At 50.6% G+C, this 20,970-nt stretch carries 17 protein-coding genes; 8 read left to right on the forward strand and 9 right to left on the reverse strand.

Annotated features, from left to right (window positions below):
- Positions 1-54: 54 nt before the first annotated feature.
- Positions 55-666 (reverse strand): thiamine-phosphate pyrophosphorylase, encoded by a 612-nt coding sequence (locus DYH27_RS04625; RefSeq protein ID WP_029216641.1) that lies wholly within the window; start codon positions 664-666, stop codon positions 55-57.
- A gap of 73 nt (positions 667-739) precedes the next feature.
- Between DYH27_RS04625 and nspC the strand changes: the two genes are divergently transcribed.
- Together nspC and DYH27_RS04635 are read left to right on the forward strand one after the other, a co-directional pair.
- Positions 740-1,906: a carboxynorspermidine decarboxylase gene (nspC, locus tag DYH27_RS04630; protein WP_025068290.1), complete on the forward strand. Its 1,167-nt coding sequence runs from the start codon at positions 740-742 to the stop codon at positions 1,904-1,906.
- 58 nt (positions 1,907-1,964) lie between these two features.
- Positions 1,965-2,672, forward strand: coding sequence for a DnaJ domain-containing protein (locus DYH27_RS04635; protein ID WP_004354508.1), 708 nt, complete (start codon positions 1,965-1,967; stop codon positions 2,670-2,672).
- Positions 2,673-3,397: 725 nt separating this feature from the next.
- Here DYH27_RS04635 and crcB read toward each other — a convergent pair.
- The 7 genes from crcB to DYH27_RS04670 all read right to left on the reverse strand — a co-directional run bounded on the left by crcB (position 3,398) and on the right by DYH27_RS04670 (position 12,854).
- Complete coding sequence (gene crcB, locus DYH27_RS04640; protein ID WP_013671252.1) at positions 3,398-3,781, reverse strand: fluoride efflux transporter CrcB; 384 nt, start codon at positions 3,779-3,781, stop codon at positions 3,398-3,400.
- A gap of 297 nt (positions 3,782-4,078) precedes the next feature.
- Positions 4,079-6,880, reverse strand: coding sequence for a DUF5686 and carboxypeptidase-like regulatory domain-containing protein (locus DYH27_RS04645; protein WP_029216384.1), 2,802 nt, complete (start codon positions 6,878-6,880; stop codon positions 4,079-4,081).
- 115 nt (positions 6,881-6,995) lie between these two features.
- Positions 6,996-8,303, reverse strand: coding sequence for an inositol-3-phosphate synthase (locus tag DYH27_RS04650; protein WP_029216385.1), 1,308 nt, complete (start codon positions 8,301-8,303; stop codon positions 6,996-6,998).
- Between the two features lie 60 nt (positions 8,304-8,363).
- Positions 8,364-9,134 carry an HAD family hydrolase gene (locus DYH27_RS04655; protein ID WP_025067438.1) on the reverse strand — a complete coding sequence of 257 codons (771 nt, stop codon included), beginning with the start codon at positions 9,132-9,134 and terminating at the stop codon, positions 8,364-8,366.
- A gap of 88 nt (positions 9,135-9,222) precedes the next feature.
- Positions 9,223-10,302, reverse strand: a complete 1,080-nt coding sequence (locus DYH27_RS04660; RefSeq protein WP_025067437.1) for a CDP-alcohol phosphatidyltransferase family protein — start codon at positions 10,300-10,302, stop codon at positions 9,223-9,225.
- A gap of 62 nt (positions 10,303-10,364) precedes the next feature.
- Positions 10,365-12,011, reverse strand: a complete 1,647-nt coding sequence (locus tag DYH27_RS04665; RefSeq protein ID WP_029216386.1) for a sugar phosphate nucleotidyltransferase — start codon at positions 12,009-12,011, stop codon at positions 10,365-10,367.
- A 144-nt stretch (positions 12,012-12,155) separates the two neighbouring features.
- The gene (locus tag DYH27_RS04670) at positions 12,156-12,854 is read right to left on the reverse strand and encodes a peptidylprolyl isomerase (protein WP_081640741.1); all 699 of its coding nucleotides are present in this window, start codon (positions 12,852-12,854) and stop codon (positions 12,156-12,158) included.
- A 273-nt stretch (positions 12,855-13,127) separates the two neighbouring features.
- On the opposite strand from DYH27_RS04670, the gene DYH27_RS04675 reads away from it, so the two are divergent.
- Complete coding sequence (locus DYH27_RS04675) at positions 13,128-14,036, forward strand: DMT family transporter (protein WP_013671245.1); 909 nt, start codon at positions 13,128-13,130, stop codon at positions 14,034-14,036.
- Positions 14,037-14,606: 570 nt separating this feature from the next.
- On the opposite strand, the gene DYH27_RS04680 is transcribed toward DYH27_RS04675, so the two are convergent.
- The gene (locus DYH27_RS04680) at positions 14,607-15,251 is read right to left on the reverse strand and encodes a helix-turn-helix transcriptional regulator (RefSeq protein ID WP_025067435.1); all 645 of its coding nucleotides are present in this window, start codon (positions 15,249-15,251) and stop codon (positions 14,607-14,609) included.
- 115 nt (positions 15,252-15,366) lie between these two features.
- Here DYH27_RS04680 and DYH27_RS04685 point away from each other — a divergent pair, with 115 nt between their 5' ends.
- From DYH27_RS04685 to DYH27_RS04705, 5 genes are all read left to right on the forward strand, one after another.
- Positions 15,367-16,836, forward strand: coding sequence for an alkaline phosphatase family protein (locus DYH27_RS04685; protein ID WP_025067434.1), 1,470 nt, complete (start codon positions 15,367-15,369; stop codon positions 16,834-16,836).
- Between the two features lie 84 nt (positions 16,837-16,920).
- Positions 16,921-17,535 carry a deoxynucleoside kinase gene (locus DYH27_RS04690; RefSeq protein ID WP_004354557.1) on the forward strand — a complete coding sequence of 205 codons (615 nt, stop codon included), beginning with the start codon at positions 16,921-16,923 and terminating at the stop codon, positions 17,533-17,535.
- 165 nt (positions 17,536-17,700) lie between these two features.
- On the forward strand, positions 17,701-18,321 hold the full coding sequence (locus tag DYH27_RS04695) for a deoxynucleoside kinase (RefSeq protein WP_004354517.1): 621 nt from the start codon (positions 17,701-17,703) through the stop codon (positions 18,319-18,321).
- Between the two features lie 297 nt (positions 18,322-18,618).
- Positions 18,619-19,551, forward strand: coding sequence for a thioredoxin-disulfide reductase (gene trxB, locus DYH27_RS04700; protein ID WP_025067433.1), 933 nt, complete (start codon positions 18,619-18,621; stop codon positions 19,549-19,551).
- Positions 19,552-19,751: 200 nt separating this feature from the next.
- Positions 19,752-20,852 carry a bifunctional methionine sulfoxide reductase B/A protein gene (locus DYH27_RS04705; RefSeq protein WP_013671241.1) on the forward strand — a complete coding sequence of 367 codons (1,101 nt, stop codon included), beginning with the start codon at positions 19,752-19,754 and terminating at the stop codon, positions 20,850-20,852.
- Positions 20,853-20,970: the final 118 nt, after the last annotated feature.

The raw sequence follows: 20,970 nt of genomic DNA on the forward strand, positions 1-20,970 counted from the left end.
TCTTTTCGTTGTTTATATTGATAAGGTATATAAATCTATCGCTTATTCTGCCTGCTACTGGCAAAAGGCACGCAGTCTTCGGAAGTGTTCAATGACGGGGCTGAAGTTCTGTTCACTGTGGATGCAGAACCTGTTCCAGAGGTCGTTACGGATTACCACACCGCCAAAACCCAGCGTACGCAAGGCCGCCAGGTCCGCCATCGTCACTCCTCCCATCGCATAGACATGCCGACCGAGAAGTCCCTGGTGTCCGGCTTCATCCAGTTCAGCACCCGACAGTATCTCTTCCTCGTCATCCGTTGCCTCGCAGGGCTGATGGATATTCTTCAGGAAAACATAGTCAGACTGCCTCTTCATCGACTTCAACAGCATAACATCATCACACGTTCTTCCCACCGTTCCACGGTAACCAGGGGGCACAGACACAGCTGCACTGTCCAGATGGATACCGCCCAGTGCGAACTCGTCTTTCATGTGAAAATGCTGATGTACTATGATTCTGTGATGAAATTCAGAAGGCAGAAGTGAAAGAAGACGCTCCAAATAAAGTGGGGATGTATCTGTCTTCGAGATGTGGAGACAATCCAGACCCTCCTCGAAGAGCATACTAATGATTTTGTCTTCTTCCACAAAATACGTGGACTTAGTCATGACGACCAGTTTCATGCCTTTACTTTATTTGCATTGCAAAGGTAGAGATTATTTCCGATAACTGCAAATTTTTCCTTATATTTGCAACATGAAAGTAAACCCATTGACCTACGACGAACTCTCCCGTCCTATGTATGTGCTGGAGGAAGCACGCCTCAGAGACAACCTGGCACTCATTGCCCATGTGGCAAATGAGGCCGGCGTTGAAATCATCCTTGCATTCAAGGCCTACGCTCTGTGGCGTACATTTCCCATCTTCCGCGAGTACATCAAGGCGACAACAGCTTCATCACTCTATGAGGCAAGGCTCGGATTCGAGGAATTCGGAGCCCCGACGCATACCTTTTCACCGGGCTACACCGATTATGAGATTGATGAGATCGCACGTTGCTCGTCCCACCTCGTCTTCAACTCCCTGACACAATACGAGCGTTACCACATCCGTACCAGGCTGGAGAACGAGCGGCTGAGCCTCGGACTGCGTGTCAACCCTGAGTATTCAGAGGTCGAGACGCTCATCTACAATCCCTGTGCGCCTGGCACACGCTTCGGCATATCATCCGACAGACTGCCCGACAGACTGCCCGATGACATAGACGGCTTCCATGTACACTGCCATTGCGAGAGTGGAAGTGATGTCTTTGAGCGCACACTGGCACACATAGAGGAGAAGTTCGCAGGATGGTTCCCGCAGCTGAAGTGGGTCAACTTCGGCGGAGGTCACCTCATGACACGGAAGGACTACGATGTTCCACGCCTTATCCGTACACTCAGGGATTTCAAGAGACGTTATCCCTGGCTCAAGGTAATACTCGAACCCGGGAGTGCCTTTGCCTGGCAGACCGGACCGCTCGTGGCACAGGTTGTCGATGTGGTGGAAGACCACGGCATCAAGACTGCCGTCCTGAATGTGAGTTTCACCTGCCATATGCCCGACTGCCTGGAAATGCCTTATCATCCTGCGGTCCGCAACGCCTGTCTGGCCGACGAAGACGGAAGTGCCAAGGGAGAACACACCTACCGGATGGGGGCAAACAGCTGCCTGAGCGGCGACTGGATGGGGTCATGGACCTTCGACCATGCACTGCAGGCAGGTGAAAACATTATCTTTGAAGACATGCTCCACTACACGACCGTGAAGACAAACATGTTCAACGGCATCAGCCATCCGGCCATCGCCCTGCTCCATCCGGACAACGAGCTGGAGGTTCTGCGTGAATATACCTATGAGGATTACCGTGACAGAATGGACTAATGGCACATTCTTTGCTATCTTAGCGATATAAGAAAACAACTATCAAGGAGGATGAATTATGGCATTTATAGACTACTATAAGATTCTGGGCGTAGACCGGAACATCCCACAGAAGGATGTACGTGCAGCCTACAGGAAACGTGCAAAGCAGTTCCACCCCGACCTGCACCCCAACGATCCGAAAGCAAAGGCCAAGTTCCAGGCTCTGAGTGAGGCTTTTGAAGTCATCGGAGATCCGGAAAAGCGTGCTAAGTACGACAAATACGGTGAGCAATGGCGCAATGCCGAAGCCTACGAACAGGCCGGCGGCTTTGGCGGATTCCAAGGAGAACAAAGCGGCGGACAGGCTGGTGGAAATCCTTTCAGCGGATTCGACTTCAGCAGCTTCGGCAGCGGAGGAGGAGGCTTCAGCAGCTTCTTCCAGGACCTCTTTGGCGGAGGAAGCCGCCGCCGCTCATCCGGATTCAACACCGGACGGGCATACAGGCAGCAAGCACCGGGACAGATGGAGGCCAACGTCGGCATCGATCTCTACACCGCTCTCCTGGGAGGTGAGATCATCATCCAGCTATCAGGTGGACAAAAAGTCAAACTGAAGGTAAAGCCATTGACACAAGGCGGTACGAAAGTCCGGCTGCGTGGCAAAGGCTATGACCGTGGCGATGGTACCTTCGGCGACCTCATCATTACTTACAACGTGAAGCTGCCGGACCATCTGACTGATCATCAGAAAGAACTGATTGAACAGATGAGAAGGGAGGGCTGACGGGAGTTCCACACGCATTTCCAAGCTGTTCTGACGAAAAGAACATCCATGCACACGGCAAGAGGAACAGCACGCTTCACAAAAAAAACAGAAAAGGGGGAGTGTCAATACGTCTATACGTGTTGACACTCCCCCTTTTCCGCATTACCTGCAGACCTGGAAGCCATCATTCCGGACCAGTAGATAATTAATGGGGATTATCATTTACCTCCACTGATTCTTTACTGTCAGTGTGCCGAGGGTAAACACGAATGGTGTTGAGGGTGTACGCCCATAGTGTCAAGGCTTAGTACGGATCATGTTAAGCATTATAATTCTCCTGAAAGTAAGCTTTCTGAATAATCGTGATTCCCCAATAAAGAGGCTGCCGCAGAAGAATATACTTTAGGATAAGACATAGTCTGGCATTCATTCACGGCAGATGCGCCTGTGATTGGTCTGCTGTGATTTTTTTCCTGTCACTGCTGTCACTCTGTAAATACGTATAACAGACTAATAGACAATGTATTAGTGAAGAATGTTAAAAGTGACAGCAAATGAGAAATAAACTTTTGCAGTAAACAGTCGGTAATCCTGTCCTCATTGTCAGCATCCTGGCCACTCTAAACTTTAGAAGATTTTTTATAAGCAGAATGAGTCTACCCCCACGAAAGATCTACTGTCCCATCATTCCCTTATATTCAGGCCCTCAGCTACTTCACTTCACGAAGCTGAACAAACATCCGTCATCGGAAAACCAGCACGAGCTGACGGCCAGCCAGAACAGCGACAAAGCCCAAAGCAAGGGAGGCAAGAACATAAAGGGCAGAGGGCAGAAAGGTATTTCCGTCTTCTATCAGTGCAACATTCTCATTCATGAACGTGGAGAACGTTGTAAACCCGCCGCAGAAGCCCGTCGTAAACAGAAGACGGACAGAAGGGCTCATACCGCCCTCATCCCCGGACAGTGACGAAAAGACACCTATCAGGAAACAGCCCACGACATTCACAGCCAGCGTTCCCCAGGGGAAAAGTCCGGGCACAGCCAGCTGGACAAACTTAGAAACAACCATCCTCAGGCTGCCGCCCACGAAGCTGCCGATCCCGACCAGCAATATATCCTTGAACATCTTGATTTTCTAAATTATAATACATTCTTCGGAATTGATGCAGCCCTCTGCCTACATATATGATTCCGTTCTTTTCCTGTAAGTATCCATATTCTCCAAACAGCCTGCCCGATTTCACGGAACAATCTGGCGGCAGGGATATTACTATCTGCACAGAGAAAAGTCAGTCCCCAGTACAGGGAACGTTGTTCCCGATGCATTGGGAACAATGTTCCCAACGACTGGAAACCATGTTCCCAACGGCCGGGGACCGTATTCCCATGTAGTTCTGCCGGACCCACAAAAGTGTCAGACTGATCAGAACACCAGGTTAAAGCCAAACCTGATGCCGCTCTTCGAGATACCCGGAGCGTGCGTATAGGTGAGGCGGCGCACGTAATCAACCTCCAGACACTTGAAGATATTATGTACACCCACTACGAGCTCCAGATAGGGATCGTGTGTCATCACACGTGTTCCTTCCGGGAACTTATACAGGTCAGGGTCACTGGCATTCTGGGGCAGGTAGGGATTGTTCTTGTCTGTCAGATGTCCCCACATACCCTTGAAAGCCATGTATTCACGCCACTTCAGCTTTCTGATGAGCGGAAGACGGTTGAAGAGCTTGCCTTCCAGATCCCATGCGAGATTGAATTGAGTATAGCGGTCGTTGAGGAATTCAAGGCTCTGCATGAGGTTGAACGTTCCCTGATGCTCGAAATAGGAGGTGTTGACAGGCGGCGTGATAAGAAACTGGAACGGAACTTTACTCCATTGCGCGCCTCCCTGCACCCGGGTGTCAATGTGGCCCCAGCTGCCCAGCCAGAACCGTTTATAGATTGAGACTTCCGTAAGATTGCTGTGAAAATTACCTCCCAGAATGTGGCGAAGCCCCAATGTGTGCGTCACCTTGAATTCCGGCGCATCAAGATTGACCTCCATACGCTGCTGCTTTGAGTTGACATAGGTCTGTCCGGGGCGGAAGTCAAGGCCGAGGATTATTTCCGTCATGCGCATCCTGTCTATCTGCGTGCCATCCATCTTCTCATAGATGAGCTTGCCGGTCGGCTTATTGACCTCTGTACGCAGTTCAAGACTGGTTGCCAGACCATAATCCGTCTCCCACATGAAGTTAATTTTCTGACGGTTATAGAAATACATTTTTTCTACCTTTACCGGACGGAATGCCATGAAGAAATTGTCCTTGTTGTGTATCAGATATTTATCGGACGGCGACTCGACGTCCTTGCTCAGCTCTACAGATACTTTCCGGATAGGGAATTCGATAGGCTGATAGTCAGGCTTGTTGAATGAATAGGTCACCTTGGCATCATAATAGTTGCGATGCGACTTCGTACCGTAGGCATAGTACCCCTCGAAGAACCAATGCGGGTTGAACTTGGCTGTGGTGCGGGCAGAAGCACGGAGACGGATTCCGTCGACAAAGTTCTTTGAAAGGAAGGTGTTGACCGGGCCGAGGTCTACCTTGCTCGGTGTTTTCTCCGATCCTGTTTCGATGAAGTTTTCTATCAGGGCCTTCGAGGCAAACATGACCCACTTGAAGTGCCTGGTCTTCGCCATCCGTTTGATGAACGAGTCCATCCCCGCTTCACTTTTCGTAAGCTGCGTTGTCCGGTGTGCCGCCCAGAATTCGTCGTCACGCATCTTGGCATTGGCATCATAGGCAATCTTCGCCTTTCCCTTGAAGAGCCTTTCGTCAATCGGATTGAAGGCATAGTTCGTCATACCGGTTGTCCGTATGACTACTGCCCGCTGCAGAAAGTCTGTCAGTTTCAGCTCGGCAATCATATTGTCGGTCGTCAGTGCCCAGTCGCCATTGCCCAGCTTGGTGAACTCCTGCTCGAACTTCATGGCATCCACGAAATTCACGCCAGTGTTGGCAGGCAGCTGCATATCACACTTTTTCACGTGCAGCGAACTGTCGTTCAGCACATACAGTTCACCACGGAAACCGAAGTCCTGCTGATTGGCAGGCATGAACTGAAGACGGATGCACTGGTCCTGGTTTACATAAACGGTATCATCAATATAGAAGTGATAGAATGAAATGGCAGTAGATCCTATCGGTGACGGGAAACGCTTCTGAAGGAGGTCGATCTGGTCGTCATAGAGATTGATGTCCTTGAAGAGATCCTTCACTATCGTGTTCAGGGCTTCTCCCGTTTGGATAAGTTTCGAGATACCCTTTGTAGACTGACCCAGTACAATATCTTTTTCATCGCGTGGATTCTTGCGGTAAATATGCTGTGTGAGGGTCTCGTCCACAGAGAGAGGGAGGATGAGCTTGTTGTTATAAGGACAGGTCTCTACCTGGTCGAGAAGCCATGGAGCCTTCTTGAACATGGAGCCTTCAAGTTCGTCAGGTGTGAGGTCGTTGACTGCCATCGTCACTTTCTGATACTTGTCATACTGATAAAAATCATGATTCTCCAGATGAGTCTGCTTCTTGGCAGCTATGACACGCCGCATAAGCTCCACTGCCGGATTGTCCTTCCGGGAATATCTGTGGCGGCGTTTCGCCTTTACCACGACTCCCTGCAGCTGCCTTGAATCAGCTATAAGTGTCACATGAAGCATTCTTGGCGTACTCGACGTAACCTTTATCCGGCGTGGTTTGTAGCCGACCGCCGTCACGGTAAGCAGTTCACCCGGTCTGCGCTCTATGGAGAAATGGCCGTCCGCATCACTCGACACACCTTCTTTCAAACTCCGATAGACGGCGTTAGCGTATGGAATACTGTCTCCCGTCTGCGCATCGACTACATAACATTGGAGCAGCGTACTATCCATGACGACCGGCTTTGAAGCTACCTTGGCCAGAGAATCCATCATCAGGAGGAGAGAATCAGTGGCCTGCATTATCGAGTCGTTCCCCGCCAGAAGTGAATCTCTGTCCAATGACAGGGAGTCACCGTGTGCAGGCAAGGTGTCTGTCCTGACAAACAAGGTGTCGAGCGTATACGCCTGTGCCGTAAAGGAGACTGACAGGAAAAGGAGAGCGAAAAAGAGTATCCCCATGAATGTCCGCCCTTCCTTCTTCGACCTGTCGGAATGGGAGCAGGAGAGGTTGTGTCTATTGAGATTTGAGAACATATTCATATCTTACATTGTTTTAGAGCAATGCAGGACAGCCCATAATGGTTATCCTGCACCTGAAGCCTCTCATCCTTCAGCAAGAGGGCAAAGAGGCTTTTCGGGAAGCCAGGGAAGATTTCTAATCAATCTCTTCATCTGCTTCGTATCCGCCCATTTCACGAATGGCATTCTTGAGCATCGTGTACTGTTCAAAGAGATTGTTGACGGCTTCCTCGCCACGTGTGAAATCGTGCATAGGGCTTTTGAGGAAGAAGCTCAGAAACCGCTGGATGCCATAACGGCCGGCACGTGCCGCAAGATCGGAGAGCAGTGCGAGGTCGAGAAGCAGCGGTGCTGCGAGGATGGAGTCGCGGCAGAGGAAGTTGATCTTTATCTGCATGGGATATCCCATCCAGCCGAATATATCAATGTTGTCCCATCCCTCCTTGTTGTCATTGCGGGGAGGATAATAGTTGATACGCACTTTATGGTAAATGTCTCCATAGAGGTCGGGCTGGTCATCGGCCTTGCAGATGGTCTCAAGGGTAGAGAGCTTGCTGACTTCCTTTGTATGGAAATTGGCAGGTTCGTCAAGCACCAGTCCGTCACGGTTGCCCAGAATATTGGTTGAGAACCAGCCTGCCAGTCCGAGGTTGCGGGTCTTGATGATGGGTGCAAAGCCCGACTTGACCAGTGTCTGCCCCGTCTTGAAGTCCTTGCCGGCAATCGGCATATGCATCTTCTCTGCCAACTCCCACATAGCCGGTATGTCAACCGTCGTGTTCGGAGCTCCCATGACAAACGGACACCCCTCTGCCAGTGCCGCATAGGCATAGCACATGGACGGTGCGATGTGCAAACGGTCGTCTGACTTCATGGCCATTTCCAACTGGCCGAGCGTCTTGTGATACTGCTCATCATAAGGAACATAAATTTCCGTAGATGCTGCCCAGATGACAACGATACGCGCACAGCCGTTCTGCTGCTTGAAGTTGCGGATGTCCTTCTGCAGCTCCAGTACCATATCCCAGCGTGTCTGACAGTCCTTGACATTGTCACCATCCAGACGTTTGGCGTAGTTTCTGTCAAAAGCAGCCTTCATCGGCCTGATAGCCATCAGTTCCTCACGTACCGGTTCTATATCTTTCGCCTTCAGGACTTCGGCATATACTGCAGCCTGATACGCATTCTGGGGATAGACGTCCCACGTTCCGAAGACGATATCTTCCAAATCCGCCAGCGGAACAATGTCCTTATAATGAAGATACTGCTTGGCAGCTCCTCGTCCCACACGGATCTTATCGTATTGGGTCATGGAGCCGACAGGCTTTGCAAGCCCCTTACGTGTCATTAACACTCCGGTCATGAAAGTCGTAGCGACTGCGCCGCAACCAACGACCATAATCCCTAACTTGCCCTCCGCGGGCATGACGTTTGTTTGCTTCATGTGACTTTACTGCAATATTATCTTAACGTATTCAAGTGGCATATATTGTCTTTGCACAGATTATAATTCATCTAAGCCCTTGATGATACGGTCCACCACACATATGTCAGGGTCATCCACCGTCCATCCTTCTCCCTTCAGCCATACCGTCTTGCAGCCTGTTCCGTGCGCCGGGAGAATGTCTTTCGCATAGCTGTCACCCACGACAACCACATTCTCTGGCCACTCCCTCAACGCCGCCACTGCCAGACGGAAGATCTGCGGATCAGGTTTCCGTACACCGACGACGGCACTTTCTGTAACAGTCTCGAAGAGAGAAGACAGTCCGAACTCATCAAGGACAATCGACATATTGCCATAGAAATTCGTCACCAGCCCAATCCTATGTTTCTTTTTCAGCCTCTCAAGCACTTTCCGAGCCGCCGTAATGTTGGCTTTTACCGAATTATACAGATCTTTCACGAGCGCATCCCGCAGTTTCACTTCCATTCGCCTATCATCATGCAACCATCCCTTATCAATCAGGAATCCGGTCTCTATCCTCAACTTCTCCGCCAGCATCTGTCGGAAAGTAAAGTCCGGCTGGATAATGTTCTGCCGGTCCAGAGTACGTTCAGCATATACATAGGCTTCACGGAACTGTGACTCTGTAATCGGGACACATTTTCGTTCATAGGCATGCCACAGCATCTTCCCCCAGTGACAGCCTGCTGTATCAAGAGTGCCGCCGAAGTCGAAGAGGAACGAAACCGGCTCTTTCTCCTCTATATTCCCAGAGGAGAAAAGATGAGACCGTGATGAAAATAACACATCGTCTGTTTCTTTGATCATGAGTTGATGATGATTGGTGAGAGTGTGTGGCCAGGATGACAGCTGACAGTAAGGAGAGGGAACAAAGAACGCCACTATCCGACTAACATCACCCAAGACTGTTCACATCGTTCTTTTCCGGGGACGACGAAGAGAAAGTGCTGCTGAAAGAGCTGCATACAGTGAGATTCCTGCACAGTTCCTCATGCCGCCTGTGCATATAGACATACAACACATTATACACGGTAATCTCAAACAAGAGATAGACCCATGGGCAGTTCAGCAGACAAGTGACATAGATGAGGATTGCCCGGCTGTTGAAAGTCAGGAGATTTGTGTAGGGCATCAAAGGCCGGCTGCCGGCCAGGAAGCGTTCCTTTACCTCCTTTGGCACTCCGTCAATGCTGCCATACTGTTCCTTCAAGGTGGCATGAAACTTCTGGAAAGCAGGGGTCCTGCGCTCCTGGCTCCGGCAATAATTCTGATAGTTTCTGTGAAAAGCTCGGTCCCAGAAAACACCTTTTTCTCCCTTCAGTCGCTCTGCTATGGCATGTTCCCGGGCGTAAGTGTCCAGTTCCGATCCTTCCCTGCCTTTCAGAAAATAGAGGTGTATCTGCCGGTAATAGTCGCTCAATGAACTTTGGGGAGAATGACACAGCAGGCCTGCCACAGCTGCCAGCCCCAGTCCCCAGAAACTCCAGACCTCTTCCGTACCGGGCATGGGCTGCCTCCAAAGCCGGAGAACGATGGCAAGATAAATAGCAAAGAACCACACTTCGCCGGCAAACCCGTCCAAACAACGCCCTTTCATCGACCGCTGATGAGTGAGCCGTGCAAGCTGACCATCTGTTGAATCGCAGAAATTAGCCAACATCAACAGAATAATCCCCAGCACGTTATGCAGCGTATCGGTGAAGAAGAACATGATACCGGCAGCCACTCCAAGGAAAATAGACAAGATGGTTATCGTGTTGGGGGTAACCCCCAGACGATGCCATAACAATGCAAATACCAGTCCGACGGGGCGTGTGAAGTGAATATCCAGCCATTCCTCGGTATCCGTAGATTTGAAGGAGGAACGGAGAAGAGCACGGAATCCCAGACCGCAGGCGACTTCTTGTCCTTGCACTTCATCCCAAAAAGAGGAATCAGAATATCCTTTCTGCTGTTTCTTTGTCATTTTCTTCAATATATATTAAGGTGGTGACAAACGGTGATGACAGACTGCAACCACTCTGTACCGCTTTCACACTAATTGCTTCTCTGGCTACTCAGAAGGAGGGCGGGGGCAGCTCTTTTCACTATCGCTCTCGCCGCTTCTTCCCTGCAACGTGAGAAACTCGGCCAGTCGTTGAAGTCGATGATCACGTAGTCGCTGTTGCGTTTGATGATGGCATCTCCACCATACACTGGCGTTTGCAGCAGCCGTGACAGCTTTTCGGCATCAGCCTGCAAGCAGCGGGATGAGAATGGATAATGCTGCGGCCTGCCGTTTACCTGATCATCTCCGAACTTCGTTCCGTCGTCGTCACCGGGATAGTAGCAACGGAAGAAGCCCGTACCTTCAACACCATAGAACTTGACAAGGTCACCTTGCACGTGTGCCTGGACAACGACATCCTGGATACCCCGCTGCACAAAACTGTCTTTTGCATGTGCAAGTTCGCCTTCATCACGGCAGAAACGCACATCGTCCCTGCACTGTGCGGCAACATCTCCGCGTTTTATCCAGTAACCGTCTGTTCCCTCATCAGGCGGGAGAGGAAGATGGTTGTCACGCATCACCTTCTCTATATTGCTCCGTCTGCAGGCCCGCACACCGGCCGTAGGATTGATGACTCGCACACCTTTCTTCTCCAACTGCTCCAGACAATCCATTGCTTCAGGAGTGCGTGCCATCGAGAACAGTTGACAGTTGACAGTTGACGGCTGGCGGCTGACAGCTGACGACGCAGACCGGGCAGACGGAACTGCTTGACAACAAGATGTAAAAAATGTCGTCAGATCTTCCTCACGAACAATCCTTGCATTCTCCAAAAGGCTCCCGACCTCCAGTAATATAGCCAGATCTTTCTCTACGGAATCAGGCGAAAAACGTTCTGCACGCTGTATCAGCAGACACTCCTTCTCGTCATCAAGAGCGGAATCAGCATTCATCCATCCTCTTTCCTTTGGGAGAAGCGGTATGAGCGAGGTGGCCTTCCTTATATCCTCCGCATGATCAATGTCGAACACCTGTGGCAGCAGAAAGGCTTCAATCTGCAGCCCCTCAGCAACAAGGGCACGCTGGAAATTGCGCATCCGGCTCTCCCCCTGCTCCACACAACATTCCAGGACAGAAAGTGTCCGAGGTGTCAGGCCATAAATGCCAGCCGATATGAAACGGGAGTCAGGGCGAGCAGTGTCATAATATCCATTGATGCGCATATCTTCATCAACGCCCACATAGAGAGGTTTCTCGTCGTCGATGTAATCCGTAACCCCCATCAAAGCATCCGCCCCCTGGGTTATCCTTTTCAGAAAAGACGACACATAATCATGGAAAATCCGCTCGTCAAAAACCGTATCAACCGTCGTCAGAATGAACGGCTCATCCTGCAGGAAATTACGCAACGCATGGAAACTGTGCATTGAGCTGGGGGTAGACTGTACCACATAATGCAGCGGAACCGGCTGTCCATACAGACCTTCACGCTGAATGGCCGACAGATGCTGCGCCACGGCGGGCATGTGCTCGTTACAGACAACTGCAATCTCCGTGGCATCATTCGCCATGAATATCCTGACCAGACGGTCGATGAGCCGTTCCTCCCCTACCCTCACCAGCGGTTTCGGATCGGTTATTCCCTCCTGTGCCAGCCTTGAACCATCTCCGGCAGCAATTATTGCAAACTTCATTACTGCAAACTTACATATTTTTTCGGAGTTTCATGTCAGTTGCATTCAAAAAGTTGAATCCCCGTCTACTATCATCTTGCTATCATCCAGCTGAACCGCACTCTTTGCAGCGTAAGGGAAAGTCTGCCGACTTCCCTCTCGGAACTATTTTATCACAGTTGCCTTGCGGATATGGACATCTGCCAGAGGACGGTCATGGGCATCAACCGCCAGCCGCTGAATGCGGTCGACGACTTCCAGTCCCTCCAGTACCTGTCCGAACACCGTGTACTGACCGTCCAGATGAGGCGTCCCTCCCACTTTCTTATATATATCACGCACTTCCGGAGTCATCTTCACCTTGCCGCCTGTATGTGCATCCAGTCGTTCCTGTGCCCGGTCAAGCTGTCCATCAGAGAACTTCACTCCCCATACGATATAGAACTGCGAGGCCGATGATTCCCATTTCGGATTGACATCATCAGGCTCACGTGCTGCCGCAACGGCACCACGCCGGTGCAGCAGTTCCGGATAATGTATCTCCGCAGGAATCGAATAGTTCTCTGGCGTATCGCCTACGGCATCTCCGGGCTTTGCCGTCTTCGACCCGAGATCGCCTGTCTGTACCATGAAATCCCTGATGACGCGGTGGAACAGCACACCATCGTATGCCCCACTGCGTACCAGCTTCAGGAAATTGTCACGATGGAGCGGCGTTTCATTGTAAAGCCGGATACGGATGTTTCCGCTGTCCGTCTCCAACAGAACTTCATGCCGCAGCGTATCTAATGACTGCTGCGCATACACACTGACTGCAAGAAGAGTCAGGAACAACGTACATAAAATCTTCTTCATCGTTTTCATAAATATTATTTCACGGCAAAGATAAGCATTTCAGAACAAATATCCTAATCCTGAAAGAACAAAAAAGTACGGCGAGTTCAGAATATGTTGAGGAAAGGATGTACCTTTGCACTCTCAAACGAGAACTCCGAAGACCATGCTCTTCGGTCTGTCCCCCGTGAAGGCAGCTCGCCGACAGACCGTTTCCAAAACCTGTAACAGGGAATGGCCCCCTCTCTTCAATGGGAAGGCCATCAGCTCCCAGACACCTGTCAGATAACACTTAGAACAAAAATGACACAAAAGAAAAGTATATTCCAGCGTCCGTTATGGGTAACTGTTTTCGCCCTCACTGCCGCCATTGCATGGGGATGGGCCTATCCGCTGATCAAGTCGGGATTTTCCGAATTCGGCATTACATCTGACATGACCGGGGCGAAAATGCTCTTCGCAGGCATTCGTTTCTGTATCTCGGGGCTGATAATATTACTCATAGCCGGTATCGGCAAACGGAACTTCAAGGTACGGGAAGCAGTTGACTGGTGGTATATCCTGCTCTTCTGCATGATGAATACCACACTGCATTACGCTTTCTTCTACTTCGGCCTCTCCCACAGCGAAGGCTCCCGGGCTGCCATCCTCAACTCGCTGAGCGTCTTCTCCGTCGTCATCTTCGCCTGCATCTTCTTCAAAAGCGACCGCTTGACGGTGAAGAAAATTACCGGATGCCTTGTCGGTTTCGCAGGAATCCTCTCACTGAACCTGGGAGGAGCAGACAGCGGACAGTTCACCTGGCTGGGCGACGGCATGATCATCCTCAACGCCCTGTGCGGTGCATCGGCATCCTTGCTCACACGGGGACTGGGACGACGCATTGACGTGTTTGTCGGAACGGGATACAGTCTGGCCATAGGTGGCGTACTGCTGATTGTTCCGGGACTGCTCATGGGAGGCCGGCTGCCGCAAACGACCCCATTGGGCATCACCTGCCTGCTGCTGCTCATTGCCATCAGCACACTCGGCTTCACACTCTACAACAAGCTGCTCACCTGTAATCCTGTCGGAAAGATAGCCATCTACAATTCTCTGATTCCCATTGTCGGTGCCGTCACCTCCTGTCTCTGTCTCGGTGAGATATTCTATATAAAGTATGTGATTGCCGGAGCATTGGCGGCAGGTGGAATATACCTTATCAATAAATAGGTGTTCTACAAACTGTAGCAGCAATCTAAGGAAATACAAAATCCTAGAAATCGACAGTCTACGATTGGTAAAGCAGTTTTACATTCCAGAACTATCACACACTCGTTTATTCTCGTCACAGCTTATACTGAAAAGGCGAAAATGTCAGGCAGGATTGCAGCCGACATCTACTTGCAGCCGAAGTAACGCCTGATTGCATCCCAAGTAACGCCTACTTGCACACCAACTGATGCCCTTTTAGCCCCTAAGTAAGCCTCTTCTCAATACTGATTTTTATCTCATTGTCTACCAGCCATTTACGATTCCCATCAACAGACCGTCGATTTCGTATCTAATAGATTCCTTACCGATTTCAAAAAAGAAAGGATTTGCCAAGTTGCACAGGTAAGGGAGGAGTAAATTTTAAGGACAAAACAATACCGGCCATCCTCATTTTGGGACATCTGCAAGATAACGCTGCTCCTCCCGGGAAAACCTCTGTGAAAAAGATGGAAACTATATGCTTTCCACCATAGAAGCAGGGGCCAGGGACAAGACCGTTCCTCCGTCTGGAAGCACTTCCGGACAACCTTAGATACAATAATCTGCCGCCTCCACCAGCCCCGACCGCATGGCGTAGCGCATAGCCTCGTGTACATTGTTGACTCCCAGCTTGCGAAAGATATTCTTACGATGCGTATTCACCGTATGGAATGACGAAAAACGTTTCTCGGCTATCTCACGCGTCGTCAGCCCCAAGGCAATCTCCTTTAAGATTTCAGTCTCTGTCTTCGTCAGCTTCACGACATCCCTGTCAAGGGATGCGGCCGGTGCCAGGAGCAGGTCCGCAGCATGCTGGCAGAGGAAACGGTGTCCGTGCAGCACATAGTCAAGGCACTGTTCTATTTCCGACAGCCTTGCATCCTTCATAAGCACACTGACCAGCCGGCCGGCATTGACAATGCTGCGGATGAAACCGATACTGAGGTCTTCGCTCCAGAGTATCAGGTGTGCAAGCGGATAACGCTGTCCGAGTACAAGAAGGTCGGCTGTACCGGAGAAATCGAACAGGGTATAATCCAGTATCAGGATGGCTCTCGGACACCCCTTCAGCTGGTGTATCAATTCAGATTTGTCACCTGCCACCTGACAGGATACATCTTCCATGTGCGAAAGGACATAGAACAGACTTGCCCGTGTGATGTCCTGATTATCTGCTATGATGATATGCTGCATTCTTTCCTTTTCAGTTTATTCTCGCTCCTGCGAATGCAAAAGTAGACAAAATAGTCGAGAATATAAAAAAAATATTGTAAGTTTGCATCATCATTATTCAAACACATTACCTGAAATGAAAAAACTGCTTTTCCTCGTAGCCGGACTGCTGATGGCAGCTGCTGCCAGCGCACAGGTACAACGGCCGAAACTCGTTGTCGGACTCGTTGTCGACCAGATGCGCTGGGATTATCTCTATTACTATTACAATGAATATGGAAACGACGGACTGCGCCGGCTGCTCGACCACGGCTTCTCGTATGAGAACACACACATCAACTACGCACCGACAGTAACCGCCATCGGGCATAGTTCCATCTTCACGGGGTCAGTCCCCGCAATTACCGGCATAGCTGGAAACTATTTCTATCAAGATGACAAAAGTGTCTATTGCTGCGAGGACAAGACCGTGAAGAGTGTCGGTTCAGACAGTCCGGAAGGACAGATGAGTCCGAGACGGATGCTGGCATCCACCATCGGCGACGAGCTGCAGATTGCAACCGATTTCCGGTCAAAGGTAATCGGCGTGGCACTGAAGGACCGTGCCTCCATCCTGCCGGCCGGCCATGCGGCTGACGGCGCTTACTGGTGGGACACATCTGCAGGACATTTTGTCACCTCTACATTCTATATGGACAGGCTGCCAAAATGGGTTGAAGCCTTCAACGAAAAGAACCATACTGCTCCCAAGTTCGATATCAAAGGCTCGACGCAGGGCGTGACGATGACCTTCAAGATGGCAGAAGCAGCATTGGAGAACGAGCAGCTCGGCAAGGGAAAGGAGACGGATATGCTCACGGTGAGCGTTTCACCAACGGATATAATCGGACATAAATACTCTACCCGAGGCGAGGAGAACCATGCCGTATACATGCAGCTGGACAAGGACCTGACACATTTCCTTAAGGTACTCGACAAGGAAGTGGGCGAAGGGAACTATCTGCTCTTCCTAACGGCCGACCACGGTGCTGCCCACAACTACAACTATATGCGGGAGCACAGGATTCCGGCAGGCGGATGGGATTACAAACAGACGGTAAAAGACCTCAATGCATATCTGCAAGGGAAATTCGGCATAAGTCCGGTAATGAGCGAGGACAATTACCAGATCTATCTCAACGACTCAATGATCTCTGCTGCGGGGAAGAAGAAGCAGGAAGTGATTGACGAGTCGATAGACTGGCTGAAGAAAGACCCGCAGTTCCTCTATGTCTTCGACGAGGAGAAGGTGACGGGAACAACCATGCCGGAATGGATCAAGGAACGCATGGAGAACGGTTATTTCCGCGGTCGGTCGGGGGAAATCGGCATCGTTACCCGTCCGCAGTTCTTCGGTGGGAAGGATTCGCCTTCCTTCCGTGGAACACAGCACGGGCAGCCGTTCCCTTACGATACGCATATTCCTTTCCTGCTTTACGGATGGAACGTCAGACACGGATCGACAGACACGGAGACACATATCGTCGACATTGCACCGACAGTCTGCGCCATGCTGCATATCCAGATGCCGAACGGCTGTATAGGAACGGCGAGATATCAACACTAAATTACAAACAACTTTTCTCTGCATGACACGTCACGGAATCCTTTCCCTGTGAAGAAAGAGAGACGGCCATGCAGACTCTATCTTATGCACATTGCAATTGCAGGAAACATAGGGAGCGGCAAGACGACCCTCACGACCATGCTGGCCAGACGGTACGGATGGAAGCCGAGGTTCGAGTCGGTGGACTACAATCCCTATCTGGAAGATTATTATAAAGACATTAAACGCTGGTCCTTCCCCATGGAGGTGTTCTTCCTGAAAGAACGTTTCAAGGATCTGCTGGAAATAAGGCAAAGTAAAGAGTCGGTCGTACAGGACCGCTCCATCTACGAAGGCGTCTACGTCTTTACGGAAAACAACTACGCCATGGGCAATCTTGACGACCGTGACTACGAGACCTACATGGAACTGTTCGAGGACATGACGGACGCTGTCCGCTTCCCCGACCTCATGATCTATCTCCGGTCTTCGGTCAGTCACCTCGTTTCCAACATAGAGAAACGAGGAAGGGAATATGAACAGAAGATGCCCCTGGATTATCTCGAGAGTCTCAACAGACGCTACGACGAGTTCATCAGGGACAAGTACAAAGGACGTGTCCTAACCATCGATGTCGACAAGCTCGACTATCAGCATCAGCCGAAGGACTTCGGATTCATTACCGACAAGATAGACCGGGCGCTGTTCGGATTGTTTTAGTACAGAATCCGCACCTGTCACACCGGAGGGAAGAAAAGTCCGAACGAAGGAGAAGACCGACAACATCACATAGATAAAACAAGAAACCATAGCCCTGCCGCCGGGAAAAACCATTTTCCTCAACAGGAAGATGACCGGAACCGGGCATTCACAGATACATACAATATGCATATAGCCATCGCAGGAAACATCGGAGCAGGAAAGACGACACTCACGAAATTGCTCGCTAAACGATACGGATGGAAAGCTCACTTTGAGCCTGTTGACAACAATCCGTACTTGGAAGATTACTACAGTGACATGACACGCTGGTCCTTCAACCTGCAGATATACTTCCTCAACAAACGATTCCGTGACATCGTAGAAATCTCACGGTCGGAAGAAACCATCATACAGGACCGCACCATCTTCGAGGACGCACGCATCTTCGCACCTAACCTTTACGATATGGGGCTGATGTCCGAACGTGATTTCAAAAACTATACGGACCTCTTCGATCTTATGCTTTCACTGGTCAAACTGCCCGATCTGCTGATTTATATCCGCTGCTCCATCCCACGTCTCATCGATCATATCCAACAGCGTGGGCGAGACTATGAGCAGACAATGCGCATAGACTATCTCAGAGGACTTAACCAGCGATACGAGGACTGGATAAAGACCTACAAGGGACATCTGATGATTGTGGACGGCGATACGACAGACTTCCAGGATAATCCGCAGGATTTCAAGCGGGTCACAGACATCATCGATGACCGTCTCTTCGGACTGTTCCCAATGGAATAAGGCACTTGTCCGGCAGAAAACGTCGAAAGCCGGTCGGGGCCATTGTACAGTGCCGTCATTCGCCAGCGTCACTTACACCACTATCGCCTGTCACGCCAGCCACCGCCGCCTGTCCTCATCCCATATCGTCATTACCTGTCTGCACCTGTCAACATTGCCCACTTCCCACTCCACCGGACAAACTGACGGTCCGAATCCTTTGGCATGATGTTTGTTCTGTAATAAGTACAACAATATTAATCCGTCCAGAGTAGGAGTAACCTTCTATTCAAAGGACAAATGCAAATCATATATAGAATGGAGAAAACCAAGACTCTGATAATCGGCAGCGGCCCGGCAGGCTATACCGCAGCCATCTATGCCGGACGCGCCAATCTCCGACCGGTGCTCTACTCCGGACTGCAACCTGGTGGACAGCTGACTACTACAACTCTCGTCGAGAATTTCCCGGGCTTTCACGAAGGAATTGATGCCAACCAGCTGATGAACGAAATGCGTCAGCAGGCTGCACTTTACGGTGCAGATCTCCGTGACGGTTCCATCGTGAAGGCTGACCTCTGCAGCCGTCCTTTCCACCTCGAAGACGAACGAGGCAACGAGATTGAGGCCGAGACCGTCATCATCGCTACTGGTGCCAGTGCGAAATACCTCGGTCTGGCTGATGAAGAAAAATACCGTGCCCAAGGAGTAAGTGCCTGTGCCACCTGCGACGGTTTCTTCTATCGTAAACGAACAGTAGCCGTCGTCGGAGGAGGAGACACTGCCTGCGAGGAGGCCATGTACCTCTCCGGGCTGGCGAAGAAGGTGTACATGATCGTACGGAAACCCTACCTGCGCGCTGCGGAAATCATGCGCAAGCGTGTGACTGAAAAGGAGAATATCGAGATACTATACAATACCAACACAATCGGTCTCTACGGTGAAAACGGCGTTGAAGGTGCTCATCTCGTCCGTTTCAAGGGCGAGAAGAACGAAGAGAAATATGACATTTCCATCGACGGTTTCTTCCTTGCCATCGGCCATACGCCTAACACAGAACTGTTCAAAGGACAGCTGGAGATGGACGACCATGGCTTCATCGTCACACGGCCAAAGTCTACTGCTACCAGTGTTGAAGGAGTCTATGCTGCCGGTGATGTGGCCGATCCTACCTACCGGCAGGGGGTTGTGGCAGCCGGCACTGGTGCCATGGCAGCCATAGAGGTAGACCGGTTCCTGCAGAAGCAGTAGCCCCCAGGTAGATTCTCCCCCAACAGCAGGGATATATGGACCCATGCGGACGTAAAAGCAGACTACGACGGACGTACGAGCCGTATATCCCTGTCTGTGTAAGATGGCCCTTTCAACGGCTGCAATATACCAGCAGCCCGATGCGGCTTCCTATTTCCACCATTTCACTATTCAGGCAAACAACTTAATACTACCGCCTTATGCGCAACATCCTGTCCATCCTGTGCAGTCTTGCCTTACCCGTCCTCGCCGAGGCAGCGGGCTATGGTTTTCTGATAACCGGTACAGCATCCTGCACGAACAAACCAAGTACAAATATGTCAAAAACCGATACCATCACGCCCAAAACGACGTTCACTCGTCCCGATGACGCTACTTTACGCAAGACTCTGACCGCCGAACAATATGCCGTCACACAGCAGGCAGCCACTGAACATCCTTTCACCAACGAGTATGATCATGAATTCAGGGAAGGCATCTATGTGGATGTTACGACCGGCGAGCCGCTCTTCTCTTCAGCAGACAAGTACGATTCTGGTTGCGGATGGCCGGCTTTCTCGAAACCTATCGACAAGAAACTCATCACCGGTCATACGGACACATCCCACGGCATGGTGCGTACCGAGGTGAGAAGTAGAACCGGGAAAGCCCATCTGGGACACGTCTTTGACGACGGACCGGCCGAGACCGGCGGAAAAAGATATTGTATCAACAGTGCTTCGCTGCGCTTCATTCCACTTGAGAAGATGAAGGCTGAAGGCTACGGAGCCTATATCAATTTAGTAAGACCCATGAAAGAAATCTATGTTGCGGGCGGATGCTTCTGGGGCACAGAGCACTATCTCAAGCAGATAGAAGGTGTCACGGGCACGGAAGTGGGCTATGCAAACGGAATCATCAAGAATCCGACCTATGAGGAGGTGTGTACAGACAAGACGCAGTTTGCAGAAGCCGTCCACATCACCTACGACCCGAAAGTCATCAGCTTGGAGTTCCTATTAGGCTTATACTTCAAGGCAATTGACCCGACAAGTGTGAACAGACAAGGCAACGACCGCGGAACACAATACCGCACCGGGGTCTACTATACCGATCCGGCCGATCTCCCCACCATCAATAAGGTCTTTGCAGAAGAACGGAAACGGATAAACGGAAAGATTGCCGTCGAAGTCAAGCCGCTGAAGAACTTCTACAAAGCAGAAGAATATCACCAGAACTATCTTGACAAACACCCTTCCGGCTACTGCCACTTGCCATCGGCACTCTTCGAGTATGCCCGCAAGGCTAAGATGAGGAAATAGGATATACGAGAATACAGAAAAGCGATTGGATGCCTTTGGGTGTCCAATCGCTTTTCTTTTGTGCCTATTCTCCCCGGAGACATTCTCCTAAATAGAGAACAGACCGTCCATCTCCGGG

This window comes from Prevotella denticola (assembly GCF_900454835.1).
Classification (GTDB): domain Bacteria; phylum Bacteroidota; class Bacteroidia; order Bacteroidales; family Bacteroidaceae; genus Prevotella; species Prevotella denticola.